Consider the following 15,525-nt stretch of genomic DNA (forward strand, 5'->3'; position numbering starts at 1 on the left):
TAGAACATGGTTATTTTTCAGCCAATTATCACTATTCAGAAATAAAAATCAATCTTTTGATATGGTTGATTTTCTCTAAATGTCATTGACTGGGCAAACAGATTCGTTTACGATAAGAAACATTATATTGTTTACTCGGAGGAGGCAGTGTCGTTGGATAAGGAGCTTTTCAGACATCAAATTGAGGTAGCTGCAAAGAGAAAAAAAGCAGCCCTAGTGATTAAACATGCGAAGGTTATGGACGTGTTTAACCAGGAATGGATAGACGCTGATGTCGCTGTTGAAAATGGAAAAATAGTAGGAATTGGGGAGTATGAGGGAGAACAGGAGCTGGATGCAACAGGTCAAATGCTTGTTCCTGGTTTCATTGACGGCCACGTTCATATCGAATCCTCGATGGTGACTCCTGCTGAATTTTCCAAAGCTGTCGTTCCTCACGGTGTGACAACTGTTGTAACAGACCCGCATGAAATTGCCAATGTATCCGGTGTTGCAGGTATCCGTTTTATGCTCGAAGAAGCGAGAAAAGCTGCTCTAAATATATATTTCATGCTGCCATCCTGTGTACCGGCAGTCAGCTTTGAACGATCAGGTGCTGCACTAAAAGCAAAAGATTTAAAGCCTCTTTATCAGGAGAAAGAAGTGCTTGGTCTTGCCGAAGTGATGGATTATGTCGCGGTGGAACAAGCGGAAGAAGATATGCTTCAAAAACTGCTTGATGCTCAACATGAACATAAACTCATTGATGGCCATCTAGCAGGATTAACGAACCGATTAATTAATGTGTACCGAACAGCTAATGTCCAAACGGATCATGAGGTGACAACAGCTCAAGAGGCCCTTGAACGTGTCAAAAGAGGCATGTATGTCATGCTGAGAGAAGGCTCTGTTGCTAAAAACGTGAAAAACGTATTACCTGCTGTCAATGAGAAGAATGCGAGACGCTTTTTCTTTTGTACGGATGATAAACATTTAGATGATTTAATGGCTCAAGGAAGTATTGATGAACAAGTACGGATGTCGATACAAGAAGGATTGGACCCCTTTTTAGCATATCAAATGGGAAGTTTAAACGCAGCGGAGTGCTTCGGTCTCAAAACAAAGGGAGCGATTGCACCAGGCTTTGACGCGGACTTTATGCTCATTTCTGACTTACATGAGGTAGGAATTACAAGCGTCTTTATCGCAGGAGAATTGGTCTCTGAACATGGAGAATATTTGCCAAGTGTCGACAAGATCACGCCAAGTTCTTCGCTCATGCAATCGGTACATGCAGTGGACGTTCAAGAGAAAGATCTAACGCTGCCTATAACAGATCATCAAAAGATGAATGTCATTCGCATTATACCGAATCAGCTTGAAACGCAATTAGAACAAATATCTCCTTCTGGAAGCGATGGACAATTTACGAGTGATATTGATCGAGATGTATTAAAAATAGTACTTGTCGAACGCCACAAAGGTCTATCTGAAATTGGGATAGGGGTTGTCAGCGGATTCGGCTTAAAAGAGGGGGCAATTGCAACAACAGTTGCCCATGACTCGCATAACTTAATTGCCGTTGGAACAAATGATGCTGATATGATCAAAGCCATTGAGACGTTAAAAGAAGCAGGGGGCGGTTTGACCGTTGTAAAAGACGGAAAAGTTCTTCATACGCTTCCATTACCGATTTCCGGTTTATTATCAGATCAACCTGCACATACGGTCAATGAAAGCCTTCATGCACTCCATGATGCTTTAAAGGAAACAGGCTTTGTCTTAGACTTTAATCCGTTTTTGACATTATCCTTCTTGGCACTGCCAGTCATTCCTGATGTGAAAATGACAACACAAGGATTGTTTGATGTGAGAAGTTTTCAGCATCTCCCGATTCAATCGTAAAACAATGACTGAACCCGCACGTATCTTACAGATATGCGGGTTTTTTAATGCGCATAAAAAAGAGACACAGCCAATTGGCTGTGTCTCCTTGTACGTCATTACACTTCCATAATAATCGGTAAGATCATTGGGCGGCGTCTTGTTTTTTCATAAAGGAAAGGAGCAAGAGTGTCAGTAATCTCGTTCTTAATTTCTGACCATTGAGTCGTCTTACGTTCCATTACTTTTTCAAGATGCTTTGAAATGAGATCTTGCGCGTCATTAATGAGGTCTCCAGATTCTCTCATGTAGACAAAACCTCTTGAGATTAAATCAGGACCTGCAGAAATTTTAAATTCTTTCATATCCATGCTGACAACAACAATGACAAGACCTTCTTCTGAAAGAATGCGGCGGTCTCTTAAGACGATATTCCCGATATCGCCAATTCCGCTTCCGTCGATATATACGTTACCTGAAGGAATTTTGCCAGCGACACTTGCTTCGTCACCTTTTAGTGCAAGAACTTCACCATTATCCATGATAAAGCAGTTTTCCTCAGGAATTCCGCAATCATTCGCCAGTTTAATATGCGTTTTTTGCATGCGGTATTCACCGTGAATCGGCATGAAGAATTTAGGTTTAATTAAACGGAGCATCAGCTTTTGTTCTTCCTGCCCGCCGTGTCCAGAGGTATGAATATTATTGAGTGAGCCATGAATGACTTCAGCACCAGCACGATAAAGCTGGTTAATGGTACGGCTTACGCTAATATTGTTACCTGGGATCGGTGAAGACGAGAAGACAACAGTGTCTCCAGGGTTAATTGAAATCTGGCGGTGCGTACCGTTGGCAATACGAGAAAGAGCGGCCATCGGTTCGCCCTGACTACCAGTACAAAGAATGGTTACTTTGTTTGCTGGTAGACGGTTGATTTCATTGTGTTCAATGAACGTGTTTTTTGGACATTTAATGTAGCCAAGATCTTGTCCAATATCAATAGCAGACTCCATACTTCGTCCAAACACCGCAACTTTTCGACCGTTGGCAACAGCGGACTCGATCACTTGCTGAAGTCTGTGAATGTTTGAAGCAAACGTAGCAAAGATGATACGGCCGTCGACTTTTCTAAAAATGTCATCAATGCTTTCACCTACGCGTCTTTCAGACATCGTAAATTCTGGAATTTCACTGTTTGTACTATCGGATAAAAGACATAGAACGCCTTCTTTCCCGATTTCAGCCATTTTTGTTAAGTTGGCAGGCTCGCCAACAGGCGTAAAGTCAAACTTGAAATCACCTGTATGTACGATGTTACCAGGAGGTGTCTTCACGACAATTCCATAAGAATCTGGAATACTGTGTGTTGTTCTAAAGAAAGACACAGCTGTTTTTCTAAATTTAATGGTATCTTCTTCTTCAAAAATGTGAAGTTTTGTCTGTCTCAAGAGACCGTGCTCTTCCAATTTATTACGAAGTAGGCCGATTGCGAGTTTGCCGCCGTAAACTGGAATATTTACTTGCTTGAGAAGGTAAGGGATACCGCCGATGTGGTCTTCATGTCCGTGAGTAATAAAAAGACCTTTGATTTTATCTTCGTTTTTAACTAAATACGTATAGTCAGGGATGACGTAATCAATTCCAAGAAGTTCATCTTCAGGGAACTTAATACCAGCATCAATCAAAATGATTTCATCTTGAAATTGAACGCCATACGTGTTTTTACCGATCTCGCCTAATCCGCCGAGCGCAAAAACTGCCGCCTGATCGTTTTTTACAAATTTCATTCCTCTCATAGCTCCAATACTTTAAAATTTTCACTTTCTCGTTCATAGTCTAAAAAAGCACCGTCTACAGGCTGAATGAATTCAATATTGTAGTTATGTTTTTTCAACTTATCGCGTACGTCTCTTTCAGAAACCGCTTCAACGTATAGTGAATCTGTGTGTTCTCTCACAGGTACCTCAGTCGTACTTGCCTGAAAAAATACCTTATATATCATCCAAATCTCTCCTTAAATACCGTATGTTACACTCGCTTATTCTATTATATTAAAAAAACGCGCATAAGAAAAGTCTCAGAGAAAAAAGGACCTTCAGCAAATGTGCGGAAGATCCTTTTAAGCAATCGATTTTTTACGAAGCATGTCCTTCCATTGTCTTCGAATTTTCTTGCGCAGACGACGAAGCATCGCGGATCGCCTCCTTTCGGTATGAGTCTCATTCAGCCATTTGTTCCGTTCTCTCTATATACTTGTATTATATGATGTTTCCACTTAATGTTACATGGTTATATGTGGGAAATGGGCGTTTTAAGAGGAAGTGGTTTCGTCAGTGAAGATCTTTCTGTATGATGAAGGGGAGAGGGTATACATAACAAGAGACAGGAGACGAGATATGAATAAAAAAGTCATCTTCTTTGATATCGACGGTACTTTATATGACCATGATAAAAAAATACCTGAATCAACGAAGCGAGCTGTTCGTTTATTAAAAGAAAAAGGGCATCATCTCTTCATTGCATCTGGCCGTTCGCCTTTTCTCATCCAGCCTATTTTAGAAGAAATAGGGCTTGACTCATTTATTGCTTATAACGGTCAGTATGTCATGTACGAAGGAGAAGTCATTTACGACAATCCGCTTAAGCAAGAGCTGATGGATAAAATTTATGAAACAGCGGATCAACATGATCATCCGCTTGTTTTCATGGGAGAGAAGACGATGAAGGCATCTGTGCCGAACCATCCATTTATCCATGAAGGGATTGGCACTTTAAAAACAGAGCATCCCGAGCACGATTTGTCATTCTTTAAAGAAAACGTCATTTATCAAATGCTGCTATTTTGTAAAGCAGAAGAGGAACATCTATATGAAGCGTTCCGTGAAGAAATTGATCTCGTCAGGTGGCATGAGCTGTCTACTGATGTCCTGCCAAAAGGTGGATCGAAGGCTGAAGGAATTAAACGAGTCATTGAAAGACTTCCTTACGATCAAAAGGACACAATTGCCTTCGGTGACGGGCTGAACGATCGAGAAATGATTTCTTTTGTTGGAACAGGCGTTGCGATGGGGAATGCAGTCAATGAATTAAAAACATTAGCTGACTTTGTCACCAAACCTGTAGATGAGGATGGCATATTCCACGCTGTGACTGAATTAGGCCTTATTGATGAATAAAAAACAAGACCCGCTGATGGACGGGTCTTGTTTTTATATTATGATCTGCCGATCGCAACCGCGTTTTCTGGCTCGGCGAATGGATGATCTTTTTGAATATGATCATAAAACATAATGCCATTTAAGTGGTCAATTTCATGCTGAAAAACGATGGCCGGAAACCCTTTTAGGCGAATATCAATGTCTTCACCTTCAAGCGTTGTACCTTTCACCCTGATTTTTTCATAGCGCGGGACGAATCCAGGGATGGCTTCATCAACAGATAAACAGCCTTCTCCAGTAGCTAAATAAGCTCTTTTGACTGAATGGCTAACAATGCGAGGATTGAATAATGCATAGCTGTAAAGTTCTCCGCCCTCGTCTTCACAGTGAACAGCGATCATTCGTTTACTGATATTGATTTGCGGAGCTGCTAGGCCAACACCGGGTCTAAGTTCATATTTTTCAGCAATGTCTGCATCCTGACTGTTTTTGACAAATTCAATCATGTCAGCTAATTGCTGTTTTTCTTCTTCTGTTGGCGGGAGTTCGACCGCTTCAGCTGTTTGTCTTAAGACGGGATGCCCGTCTCGTACGATATCATCCATGGTAATCACAAAACTTCACTCCTATTTCCTTTGTATGTAAAGTATATAAAATGATACACAACATATGCAATGAAATAAAGAAGACCGGTCGTATGAGACCGGTCAGAGGCTTATTCAGCCATTAGCAGCAGCCACCGCCGCCTAAGAATGCTGCGCCAACAATGATCAATAGAATGAATAGGACGACGATTAAAGCGAATGTACGTCCACCACCGTAACCGCAACCGTATCCACCACCATAACTTGGATAGCAACAACCGCCGCCGTATCCATAACCGTAACCGCCGTATCCACCATACATACTTCCATGACTATAATTAGACATACTTTTGACCTCCTTTGGAAATACACTCGGCCTCTCATAAGTGAAGGCGAAGCGTGTAATATAAACTATGTATGAATGCACTATTTGTATAGTCATGAGCCTAGAGCATGAAAAAAATCTTCTTTCCCCTCAAAAAACCATCCTCTTTCCTTGTCACAACCGCTCTGAAAAATTATAGTGGTATGTGGAGATGTAAAGGGGGACCTTGTAATTGAAACAGATGAAAAGAAGAATAAAAGCAGGTGCAACTTTAGCGGGGATATGTACCCTCTTGCTTGCGGGCTGCGGAGGTCAAAATCCGCTTTATGAGATGCAAGATGCCATGACAAAAATGAGCGAAAAAGAAGCATCCTTTGAAAAAGAACAAGGCGCACTGCAAAGCTATGAAAAAAAAGAGCAGCAGTTGTATAAAAAAATGATTCAAACAACAAAAGACCACACAAAAACAGTCTCAAACTTGTCTGATCAAGCATTAGCATCGGCAGAAAAGCGTGAAGAACATTTAAAAACAGAAAAAGACAGCATGGATCAATCGAAAAAAGAATTTCAAACTGTAAAGGAATTCGCTGGACAGATAAAAGATGCGGAAGTAAAAGACAAAGCAGAACAAACAGTCAAATCAATTGAAAAAAGATATGCATCGTATGATCAGCTTTACCGTGAGTATCAAAAGGCGCTGAAACAAGACAAGCACTTGTATGAATCCTTAAAAAGAAAAGACTTAGGATACGCCGAACTGAAATCCAAACTGAAAACAGTCAATCGTTCCTATAGTAAAGTTAGAAAAGAAAGCAAGAAGTTCAATCAATATACAGATCAATTGAACGAATATAAACAAGCTTTATACAAAACAGCTCAGAAAGAATCACAAAACAGTTAAAAACAGTACTTGCATATTTGCTAGCTCTGTTTATCGCTGCTACTCACTAAGTGCCTGCGTGTCGTTACTCGTTTTTCCAAGATGTCAAACTGAAAAGAAGAGAAAGGGTTAAAATGAAGTTCATTTTAGCCCTTTGTCCATCACGATCAAAAGAGCTGAAAATAGCTCTTTTTTTATTTTTCGACAAAAACAAACATGTGCTATTGTAGTACAGTGATCCACTCTATACTAGTACAGTTTGTGCTGTTGATTAAACAGATTGATACAGGTCACCATAAAAAGTAAAGCGAATACATTTATTTAAATAAAGCCGTTAAATCAATTGACGGACTATTTTTCTTGTTGTAAACTATTCCTTGTTAACAGAAGTTGTATTAGTTTTTTGTGAACTATCGTTAATACAGTTAGAAAAACTCAAAAGCAAGCGATCATCCAATGTTTCGACAATGATCTTTGTGGCTATTATATACAGGAGTCATATGAGCATTTTGGGTTATCCTATATCTGTATGTATAAATGGATTCACGACAAATTGACTGTTAAAAGAAAGGAAGAGGTGACTTTAGAATGGCTGCAAAAACAAAAAAAGCAATTGTTGATAGCAAAAAGCAATTCGATGCCATCAAAAAGCAGTTTGAAACGTTCCAAATTTTAAACGAAAAAGGCGAAGTCGTAAACGAAGCGGCAATGCCAGATCTTTCAGATGACCAATTAAAAGAATTAATGCGCCGTATGGTGTTTACACGTGTATTAGATCAACGTTCAATTTCATTGAACCGTCAAGGACGTCTTGGCTTCTATGCGCCAACAGCTGGACAAGAAGCTTCTCAGCTTGCAACTCACTTTGCACTTGAGAAAGAAGATTTCATTCTTCCAGGATATCGTGATGTACCACAATTAATCTGGCATGGTCTTCCACTAACAAAAGCATTCTTGTTCTCTCGTGGACACTTTGTTGGAAACCAAATGCCTGAAGATGTGAATGCACTTTCTCCGCAAATCATTATCGGTGCACAAATCATTCAAGCTGCTGGTGTAGCTCTTGGTTTGAAAAAGCGCGGTAAAAATGCTGTTGCAATCACTTACACTGGTGATGGTGGAGCTTCACAAGGTGATTTCTACGAAGGTATTAACTTTGCAGGGGCTTACAAAGCGCCAGCGATTTTTGTTGTCCAAAACAACAGATATGCGATCTCTACACCTGTTGAAAAGCAATCTGCTGCACAAACGATTGCACAAAAAGCAGCTGCAGCTGGTATCGTAGGCGTACAAGTTGACGGTATGGATGCATTAGCTGTATATGCAGCGACTGCTGAAGCTCGTGAGCGTGCTGTAAATGGTGAAGGTCCAACATTAATTGAAACTCTTACATTCCGTTACGGCCCACATACAATGGCTGGTGACGATCCAACAAGATATCGTACAAAAGAAGATGAAAATGAGTGGGAGCAAAAAGATCCATTGGTACGCTACCGCAAATTCTTGGAAAACAAAGGCCTTTGGTCTGAAGAAGAAGAGAATAAAGTCATCGAAGATGCAAAAGAACAAATCAAACAAGCAATCAAAGAAGCTGACGAACAGCCTAAGCAGAAAGTCACTGATTTGATTGAAAACATGTACGATGTGAAACCATTTAACTTGGTTGAACAGCTTGAAATCTACAAACAGAAGGAGTCGAAGTAAGCCATGGCGCAAATGACATTGATTCAAGCGATCACTGATGCGTTACGCACAGAACTGAAAAATGACGAAAACGTTCTTGTTTTCGGAGAAGACGTTGGTAAAAACGGCGGCGTATTCCGTGCGACTGAAGGATTGCAAAAAGAGTTTGGTGAGGATCGTGTATTCGATACTCCACTTGCTGAATCTGGTATTGGCGGTCTTGCAATTGGCCTTGGACTACAAGAATTCCGCCCAGTAATGGAAATTCAATTCTTCGGATTCGTTTACGAAGTATTAGATTCTGTTTCTGGACAAATGGCTCGTATGCGTTACCGTTCTGGTGGACGCTGGCATTCTCCAGTGACAATCCGTTCTCCATTTGGCGGAGGAGTTCACACACCTGAGCTTCACGCTGACAGCTTAGAAGGTCTTATTGCACAACAGCCTGGTATCAAGGTTGTTATTCCTTCAACACCTTACGATGCAAAAGGACTTTTAATTTCTGCAATCCGTGACAACGATCCGGTTGTATTCCTTGAGCATATGAAACTTTATCGTTCTTTCCGTCAGGAAGTTCCTGAAGAAGAGTACACAATTGAAATCGGTAAAGCTGACGTGAAACGTGAAGGTTCTGACCTTTCAATCATCACTTACGGTGCAATGGTTCACGAATCACTTAAAGCTGCTGAAGAACTTGAAAAAGAAGGCGTTTCTGCTGAGGTCGTTGACCTTCGTACAGTGAGCCCGCTTGATATTGAAACAATCATCGCTTCTGTTGAAAAAACAGGCCGTGCGATCGTTGTTCAAGAAGCACAAAAACAAGCTGGTATTGCAGCAAACGTAGTAGCTGAAATCAATGATAGAGCAATTCTTAGCCTAGAAGCACCAGTACTTCGTGTAGCTGCACCTGATACTGTATTTGCTTTCTCTCAAGCTGAGAGCGTATGGCTTCCAAACCATAAAGACGTGCTTGAAACAGCTAAGAAAGTTCTTGAATTTTAATTAAATGACAGAGGGGAAAAGAATTTATTTCTCTTCCCCTTTATCAATTACATGACCGTGTAATGTTGACAGAACAAGGGTTTAACATAATCTAGGAGGCGAAAAACAGTGGCATTTGAATTTAAACTTCCGGACATCGGAGAAGGTATCCACGAAGGTGAGATCGTTAAGTGGTTTGTAAAACCAAACGACGAAATCAATGAAGATGACGTTTTAGCAGAGGTACAAAATGATAAAGCAGTTGTAGAAATTCCTTCACCTGTTAAAGGAAAAGTATTAGAATTAAAAGTTGAAGAGGGAACAGTTGCAACTGTAGGACAAACAATCATTACGTTTGATGCACCTGGTTACGAAAATCTTCAATTTAAAGGCAGCGAAGAAGAAGGCGAAGCGAAAACTGAAGCTCAAGTACAAGGTACTGCTGAAGCTGGTAACGAGCCTGAAAAGAAAGAAGTTGCTCAAGAAGAAGCGGCAGCAGCAACTGGTGCTGGTGCACAAGAGCAAGTAGATGCTGATCCTAACAAACGCGTTATTGCTATGCCATCTGTACGTAAATATGCGCGTGAAAAAGGCGTTGAAATTTACAAAGTTGCAGGTACTGGTAAAAATGGCCGCGTGCTAAAAGAAGATATCGACAGCTTCCTTAATGGCGGTTCTGCAGCAACTCAAGCAGCAGCACCTCAAGCAGCTGAAAGTGCGAAAGAAGAAGCGGCTCCAAAAGCGGCAGCAGCTCCAGTTTTAGAAGGAGAATTCCCAGAAACTCGCGAGAAAATGAGCGGAATCCGCAAAGCGATCGCGAAAGCAATGGTGAACTCTAAGCACACAGCTCCTCACGTAACATTAATGGATGAAGTTGATGTAACAAACCTTGTTGCACATCGTAAACAATTCAAACAAGTTGCAGCTGATCAAGGAATCAAGTTAACTTACTTGCCTTACGTTGTAAAAGCTCTAACTTCTGCTTTGAAAAAGTACCCAGTACTTAACACTTCTATCGATGATAAAACAGATGAAGTTGTTCAAAAGCATTACTACAACATCGGAATTGCAGCTGATACTGAAAAAGGCTTGCTTGTTCCAGTTGTGAAAAATGCAGATCGCAAAGCGATTTTCGAAGTATCTAACGAAATCAACGAGCTTGCAACAAAAGCACGTGATGGTAAATTGGCTCCAGCTGAAATGAAGGGTGCATCTTGCACAATCACAAACATCGGTTCTGCTGGTGGACAATGGTTTACTCCAGTCATCAACCACCCAGAAGTAGCGATCCTTGGTATTGGCCGTATCGCTGAAAAAGCGGTTGTTCGTGATGGCGAAATCGTTGCAGCTCCAGTCTTAGCTCTTTCCCTAAGCTTTGACCACCGTATGATTGATGGAGCTACTGCGCAAAATGCCCTTAACCACATCAAGCGTTTATTGAATGATCCACAATTAATTTTAATGGAGGCGTAAATTCATGGTAGTAGGAGATTTCCCAATCGAAACAGATACTCTTGTCATCGGTGCAGGTCCTGGTGGATATGTAGCTGCTATTCGTGCTGCACAGCTAGGACAAAAAGTAACAATCGTTGAAAAAGGAACACTTGGCGGCGTATGTCTAAACGTCGGCTGTATCCCTTCAAAAGCATTGATCAATGCTGGACATCGTTTCGAGAATGCAAAGCATTCTGAAGACATGGGTATCAAAGCTGAAAACGTAACAGTTGATTTCACAAAAGTTCAAGAGTGGAAAGCTTCTGTTGTAAACAAATTAACAGGTGGAGTTCAAGGTCTTCTAAAAGGAAATAAAGTAGACATCGTCAAAGGTGAAGCTTATTTCGTAGATAGCAACTCTGTACGTGTCATGGATGAAAATTCAGCGCAGACTTATACATTTAAAAATGCAATTCTTGCAACTGGATCTCGTCCAATCGAATTGCCTACATTTAAATACACAGACCGCGTGATTAACTCAACTGGTGCTTTAGCGCTTAAAGAAGTACCTAAAAAGTTAGTTGTCATCGGTGGTGGATACATCGGTACTGAGCTTGGTACTGCTTATGCGAACTTTGGAACAGAAGTTGTCATCCTTGAAGGTGGAGACGAAATCCTTCCAGGTTTTGAAAAGCAAATGAGCTCATTAGTGAAACGTAACCTGAAGAAAAAAGGAAACGTTGAAATTCACACAAACGCTCTTGCAAAAGGCGTTGAAGAAAAATCTGACGGTGTCACTGTTACTTTCGAAGTAAAAGGTGAAGAAAAAACTGTCGATGCTGACTACGTACTTGTGACTGTTGGTCGTCGTCCAAACACAGATGAGCTTGGTCTTGAGCAAGTTGGTGTTGAATTGACAGACCGCGGAGTTGTCAAAACTGACAAACAATGCCGTACAAGCGTTTCAAACATCTATGCAATTGGTGACATCGTTGATGGACCACCACTTGCACACAAAGCTTCTTACGAAGGTAAAATTGCTGCTGAAGCAATCGCTGGAGAGCCAGCTGAAATTGATTACCTTGGTATTCCTGCTGTTGTATTCTCTGAGCCAGAACTTGCAACTGTTGGATACACTGAAGCAGAAGCAAAAGAAGAAGGAATCGACATCGTTGCAGCGAAATTCCCATTCGCAGCGAACGGACGTGCACTTTCTCTTGATGCAACTGATGGCTTCATGAAAATGATCACTCGTAAAGAGGATGGTCTAGTTATCGGTGCACAAATCGCAGGTGTTGGTGCTTCTGATATGATTTCAGAGCTTAGCCTTGCAATTGAAGCTGGTGTGACAGCTGAAGATATCGCAATGACAATTCACGCTCACCCAACTTTAGGTGAAATCACAATGGAAACGGCTGAAGTAGCAATCGGAAGCCCAATCCATATCGTAAAATAATGAACGTTGAAACCCTCTCCACATGGAGAGGGTTTCAGATTGTTGACAAAGGGCTAAAATGAACTTGATTTTAGCCCTTTGTCTTCTTTTCAGCGTGATAGAAAACCTTTGAAATCTAGGAAGGACGAGTACTGGAGCGGAGCGAATTTGACATTCGTGAGCACCAGCACGCAGGACTGACAAAGAATGCGAGGGTTTGTCTACACGCTGAAGCCCTCACCACACGGAGAGGGTTTTTTTATGTATGTGAAACCTCGCTGAAAAAGAAAAACCCTCATGAGCTGAGGGCTTTTTTCATATGGATATATAAGTGCAAAGTCGAATCGTTAATTTGTATTCACTCGATCTAATGCTTGGCATATAGGTGATAAGATATCCTCTTTACTTCGGACATTACCTTCCACCTTCACAATGACCTTTTCATTATTGACAAGTAAAATAGCCGGCAGTTCGTCTACTTCATTTTTCCAGCCTTTACGATCTTCTTTGACAATCATCTTGGACATTTCCTTCGGATATTCATTTTTTAAATCGAGCACTGCGTCATAATAAGGACTTTCTTTATCAAGATTCTCTGCATCAGTAAAAAAGAGAATTCTTGGCTTTTGAATATGACTGACCTGGTCTGTCTGATTCGGTATGATATACGCAAATGAGCATGAACTAAGTACAAAGAGCATAGGGAATATAATGAGAAGGGTCCTCATAAAATTCAATCTATTCACCTCAAAATCCTTTGGGGTTGTACCAACATTTTTAGGAGCCAGTTCCCTGTTAGTCACTCTAGTGTATCACGTCCTTTTTGACAATTTTCGATTGTTACTCAATTGTTACAGAATTGATATGAAGCAAAATACATTTGAAACGTTTCCTCAATATGATGAGAAAAAAGCATATTTTTATAAAAAATGATTAAATGTGTCATACAATTAACCGTTGACAACTTAAATGTGACATCATATTATAGAGATATGAAATAGATTAAACGCTTTCAAACTTTGAGTAAAGAAAAGGGGAATGTACGTGGGTACAATTATTTGTCAAGATTGCAATGAAACCATTGATCAATTTGAAAATGAAAAAGTGACAACACTTTATGGAACATGTGGTCACTGTCATTGCTGTGATGAAGCCTCTGAATAAATAAAAAAGCATGCAGCTCCAATTGGGGCTGCATGTTTCTTTTTTATAAAATGGCTTTTTGTTCTTTAATGACACGAATCATATTTAGTGTGGAATCTTCAGGTCCTTGAACAGGAAGACCGATTTCGATATTTTTAAAGATATAGGAGATATTTTCTTCTGTGATGATTTCTCCTGGTATAAAAATAGGAATACCAGGCGGATAAACCATGACAAATTCTGCAATGATTCGGCCAGCCGCTTCTTTAAATGGAATGACTTCCGTTGTTGCGTAAAAAGCGTCACGCGGCGTCATCGCAAGCGAAGGGATCTCAGGCAGTAACACTTCTGTTACGGCTTGTTTTCCGCCTTGACGTGCAGAGGTGGCCGCAATTTCCTTCATAGCCGTTACAAGCGTATCAATCGTCTCATCACAATCGCCAGGCGTCACGATACATAAAATATTGTATAGGTCAGAGAGCTCTACTTCAATTCGGTAGCTTTCTCTTAGCCATTTCTCCACATCATGGCCATTGAGTCCAAGGTCTTTAATGGAGATGATTAATTTTGTTGGGTCATAATCGTAAGTAGAAGGTGAACCGAGAATTTCTTGACCAATACAAGTAATGCCTTCAATTTCGTTTAAACGAGTTCTTGCTGATTCAGCTAATCGAATGGCTTCATCTGCAAGTGCCTTTCCTTCAGTCGCTAATCGCTTTCTAGCGACATCCAGGGAGGCTAAGAGCAAATAAGAAGTAGACGTAGTTGTCAGCATGCTTAAAATAGATTGTACTCGATCCTTTGAAACAAGTCCTTCTTTTATATTTAAAATCGAGCTTTGGGTGAGAGAGCCGCCAAGTTTATGCACACTTGTTGCTGCCATATCAGCTCCCGCCTGCATCGCAGACAATGGAAGCTCATCGTGAAAATGAATATGCACACCATGTGCCTCATCTACAAGAACAGGTACGTCATATGAATGAGCAATCTCTACAATGGTTTTTAAATCAGCTGAAATACCAAAATACGTTGGGTTAATCACAAGCAGCCCTTTCGCATCTGGATGTTTAGTCAGCGCTTTTTTAGCTGACTCTGGCGTGATGCCATGAGAGATGCCAAGCTCTTTGTCAATTTCCGGGTGAATAAAAACAGGTACTGCACCAGAAAATACAATAGCAGACATAATCGACTTATGGACATTACGTGGAACAATAATTTTGTCTCCAGGGCCACAGACGGTCATCACCATTGTCATGATCGCGCCGCTTGTTCCTTGTATAGAGAAAAACGTATGGTCGGCACCAAATGCTTCTGCTGCAAGCTCCTGTGCTTCTTTGATCATTCCTCGAGGCGAATGTAAATCATCAAGAGGTTCTATATTAATAAGGTCAATGCTTAATGCATTGTCTCCAATGAATGCTCTAAATTCAGGATCCATTCCGGCTCCTTTTTTATGGCCTGGAATGTGAAATTGGACTGGATTGGTTGAAGCGTGTTTTTTTAGTCCAGTGTATAAGGGTGTATCATGTTGTGACAATTGCTTTCCCACCTTCATCGAAATACCTGCTATTATTATCCCAATAACAGCAGATTTCATTGCATAAAACAAAAGAATTATATTATGAACTGATCGGAATGTAAAGCATAAAATCAATCGGATTCTGATCAAACAGATGCTATAATAAAAGTTCAAATAAGAAATGTGGATTAAAGTGAGGGACAAGTAAATGGAATATCAATATCCAATGGACGTCGACTGGACAACTGAAGAAAAGATGGCGGTCATTTCATTTTTTCAAGCCGTTGAAAAAGCCTATGAAACAGGAATTGCGAAACAAGCGTTACTAGAGGCTTATAAACGATTTAAAGAAGTTGTACCATCAAAAGCAGAAGAAAAGACGCATTGTGCGGCGTTTGAAAAGGGAAGTGGGTATTCCCCTTATCGCACAGTAAAAAGTGCAAGAGAGGCTGAAGAAACAGCTATGATACGGATGTGAAAAACGAGCCAATATAGGCTCGTTTCAGCGTGTAGACAAACC

Annotated in this window: 15 protein-coding genes; 9 read left to right on the forward strand and 6 right to left on the reverse strand. The window is 40.7% G+C overall.

Features of this window, described 5'->3' with window-relative positions:
* The first annotated feature begins 153 nt into the window (after window positions 1-153).
* Window positions 154-1,884 carry an adenine deaminase gene (gene ade, locus MHH31_RS07005; protein WP_342495409.1) on the forward strand — a complete coding sequence of 577 codons (1,731 nt, stop codon included), beginning with the start codon at window positions 154-156 and terminating at the stop codon, window positions 1,882-1,884.
* Between the two features lie 98 nt (window positions 1,885-1,982).
* Here the strand turns inward: ade and rnjA are convergent, their stop codons facing one another.
* Both rnjA and MHH31_RS07015 read right to left on the reverse strand, forming a co-directional pair.
* Entirely contained in the window at window positions 1,983-3,650 is a 1,668-nt protein-coding gene (rnjA, locus tag MHH31_RS07010) for a ribonuclease J1 (RefSeq protein ID WP_012009818.1), read from the reverse strand.
* Between the two features lie 5 nt (window positions 3,651-3,655).
* Window positions 3,656-3,865: a DNA-directed RNA polymerase subunit epsilon gene (locus tag MHH31_RS07015; RefSeq protein WP_008345114.1), complete on the reverse strand. Its 210-nt coding sequence runs from the start codon at window positions 3,863-3,865 to the stop codon at window positions 3,656-3,658.
* 394 nt (window positions 3,866-4,259) lie between these two features.
* Between MHH31_RS07015 and MHH31_RS07020 the strand changes: the two genes are divergently transcribed.
* Window positions 4,260-5,039 carry a Cof-type HAD-IIB family hydrolase gene (locus MHH31_RS07020; RefSeq protein ID WP_047946859.1) on the forward strand — a complete coding sequence of 260 codons (780 nt, stop codon included), beginning with the start codon at window positions 4,260-4,262 and terminating at the stop codon, window positions 5,037-5,039.
* Window positions 5,040-5,077: 38 nt separating this feature from the next.
* Here MHH31_RS07020 and def read toward each other — a convergent pair whose 3' ends face one another.
* Together def and MHH31_RS07030 are read right to left on the reverse strand one after the other, a co-directional pair.
* On the reverse strand, window positions 5,078-5,635 hold the full coding sequence (gene def / locus MHH31_RS07025; protein ID WP_039963315.1) for a peptide deformylase: 558 nt from the start codon (window positions 5,633-5,635) through the stop codon (window positions 5,078-5,080).
* 112 nt (window positions 5,636-5,747) lie between these two features.
* Entirely contained in the window at window positions 5,748-5,927 is a 180-nt protein-coding gene (locus MHH31_RS07030; protein WP_026050085.1) for a YjcZ family sporulation protein, read from the reverse strand.
* A gap of 235 nt (window positions 5,928-6,162) precedes the next feature.
* Between MHH31_RS07030 and MHH31_RS07035 the strand changes: the two genes are divergently transcribed.
* From MHH31_RS07035 to lpdA, 5 genes are all read left to right on the forward strand, one after another.
* On the forward strand, window positions 6,163-6,831 hold the full coding sequence (locus tag MHH31_RS07035) for a YkyA family protein (RefSeq protein ID WP_338704979.1): 669 nt from the start codon (window positions 6,163-6,165) through the stop codon (window positions 6,829-6,831).
* Window positions 6,832-7,398: 567 nt separating this feature from the next.
* A complete protein-coding gene (gene pdhA, locus MHH31_RS07040) occupies window positions 7,399-8,514 on the forward strand; it encodes a pyruvate dehydrogenase (acetyl-transferring) E1 component subunit alpha (protein ID WP_007498599.1) in 1,116 nt (371 codons plus the stop codon).
* A 3-nt stretch (window positions 8,515-8,517) separates the two neighbouring features.
* Window positions 8,518-9,495, forward strand: a complete 978-nt coding sequence (gene pdhB / locus MHH31_RS07045; protein ID WP_007498597.1) for a pyruvate dehydrogenase complex E1 component subunit beta — start codon at window positions 8,518-8,520, stop codon at window positions 9,493-9,495.
* A 108-nt stretch (window positions 9,496-9,603) separates the two neighbouring features.
* Window positions 9,604-10,947, forward strand: coding sequence for a dihydrolipoamide acetyltransferase family protein (locus MHH31_RS07050; RefSeq protein ID WP_327878361.1), 1,344 nt, complete (start codon window positions 9,604-9,606; stop codon window positions 10,945-10,947).
* A gap of 4 nt (window positions 10,948-10,951) precedes the next feature.
* The gene (gene lpdA, locus MHH31_RS07055; RefSeq protein WP_003211097.1) at window positions 10,952-12,364 is read left to right on the forward strand and encodes a dihydrolipoyl dehydrogenase; all 1,413 of its coding nucleotides are present in this window, start codon (window positions 10,952-10,954) and stop codon (window positions 12,362-12,364) included.
* Window positions 12,365-12,690: 326 nt separating this feature from the next.
* On the opposite strand, the gene MHH31_RS07060 is transcribed toward lpdA, so the two are convergent.
* A complete protein-coding gene (locus tag MHH31_RS07060) occupies window positions 12,691-13,071 on the reverse strand; it encodes a hypothetical protein (protein WP_223255627.1) in 381 nt (126 codons plus the stop codon).
* 316 nt (window positions 13,072-13,387) lie between these two features.
* Between MHH31_RS07060 and MHH31_RS07065 the strand changes: the two genes are divergently transcribed.
* Entirely contained in the window at window positions 13,388-13,507 is a 120-nt protein-coding gene (locus tag MHH31_RS07065; protein ID WP_003212464.1) for a GapA-binding peptide SR1P, read from the forward strand.
* Between the two features lie 43 nt (window positions 13,508-13,550).
* Here MHH31_RS07065 and MHH31_RS07070 read toward each other — a convergent pair whose 3' ends face one another.
* On the reverse strand, window positions 13,551-15,023 hold the full coding sequence (locus MHH31_RS07070; RefSeq protein WP_138278475.1) for an aminotransferase class I/II-fold pyridoxal phosphate-dependent enzyme: 1,473 nt from the start codon (window positions 15,021-15,023) through the stop codon (window positions 13,551-13,553).
* A gap of 190 nt (window positions 15,024-15,213) precedes the next feature.
* Here MHH31_RS07070 and MHH31_RS07075 point away from each other — a divergent pair, with 190 nt between their 5' ends.
* The gene (locus MHH31_RS07075; protein ID WP_008345089.1) at window positions 15,214-15,483 is read left to right on the forward strand and encodes a UPF0223 family protein; all 270 of its coding nucleotides are present in this window, start codon (window positions 15,214-15,216) and stop codon (window positions 15,481-15,483) included.
* Window positions 15,484-15,525 lie beyond the last annotated feature (42 nt).

Source organism: Bacillus sp. FSL K6-1033 (genome assembly GCF_038630765.1).
Lineage (GTDB): Bacteria > Bacillota > Bacilli > Bacillales > Bacillaceae > Bacillus > Bacillus altitudinis.

Excerpts from the sequence above, each read along its gene's own strand:
- rnjA (WP_012009818.1), bottom strand. The coding sequence starts at position 3,650 with ATGAAATTTGTAAAAAACGATCAGGCGGCAGTTTTTGCGCTCGGCGGA.
- MHH31_RS07015 (WP_008345114.1), bottom strand. The coding sequence starts at position 3,865 with ATGATATATAAGGTATTTTTTCAGGCAAGTACGACTGAGGTACCTGTG.
- MHH31_RS07020 (WP_047946859.1), top strand. The coding sequence starts at position 4,260 with ATGAATAAAAAAGTCATCTTCTTTGATATCGACGGTACTTTATATGAC.
- MHH31_RS07030 (WP_026050085.1), bottom strand. The coding sequence starts at position 5,927 with ATGTATGGTGGATACGGCGGTTACGGTTATGGATACGGCGGCGGTTGT.
- pdhA (WP_007498599.1), top strand. The coding sequence starts at position 7,399 with ATGGCTGCAAAAACAAAAAAAGCAATTGTTGATAGCAAAAAGCAATTC.
- pdhB (WP_007498597.1), top strand. The coding sequence starts at position 8,518 with ATGGCGCAAATGACATTGATTCAAGCGATCACTGATGCGTTACGCACA.
- lpdA (WP_003211097.1), top strand. The coding sequence starts at position 10,952 with ATGGTAGTAGGAGATTTCCCAATCGAAACAGATACTCTTGTCATCGGT.
- MHH31_RS07060 (WP_223255627.1), bottom strand. The coding sequence starts at position 13,071 with ATGAGGACCCTTCTCATTATATTCCCTATGCTCTTTGTACTTAGTTCA.
- MHH31_RS07075 (WP_008345089.1), top strand. The coding sequence starts at position 15,214 with ATGGAATATCAATATCCAATGGACGTCGACTGGACAACTGAAGAAAAG.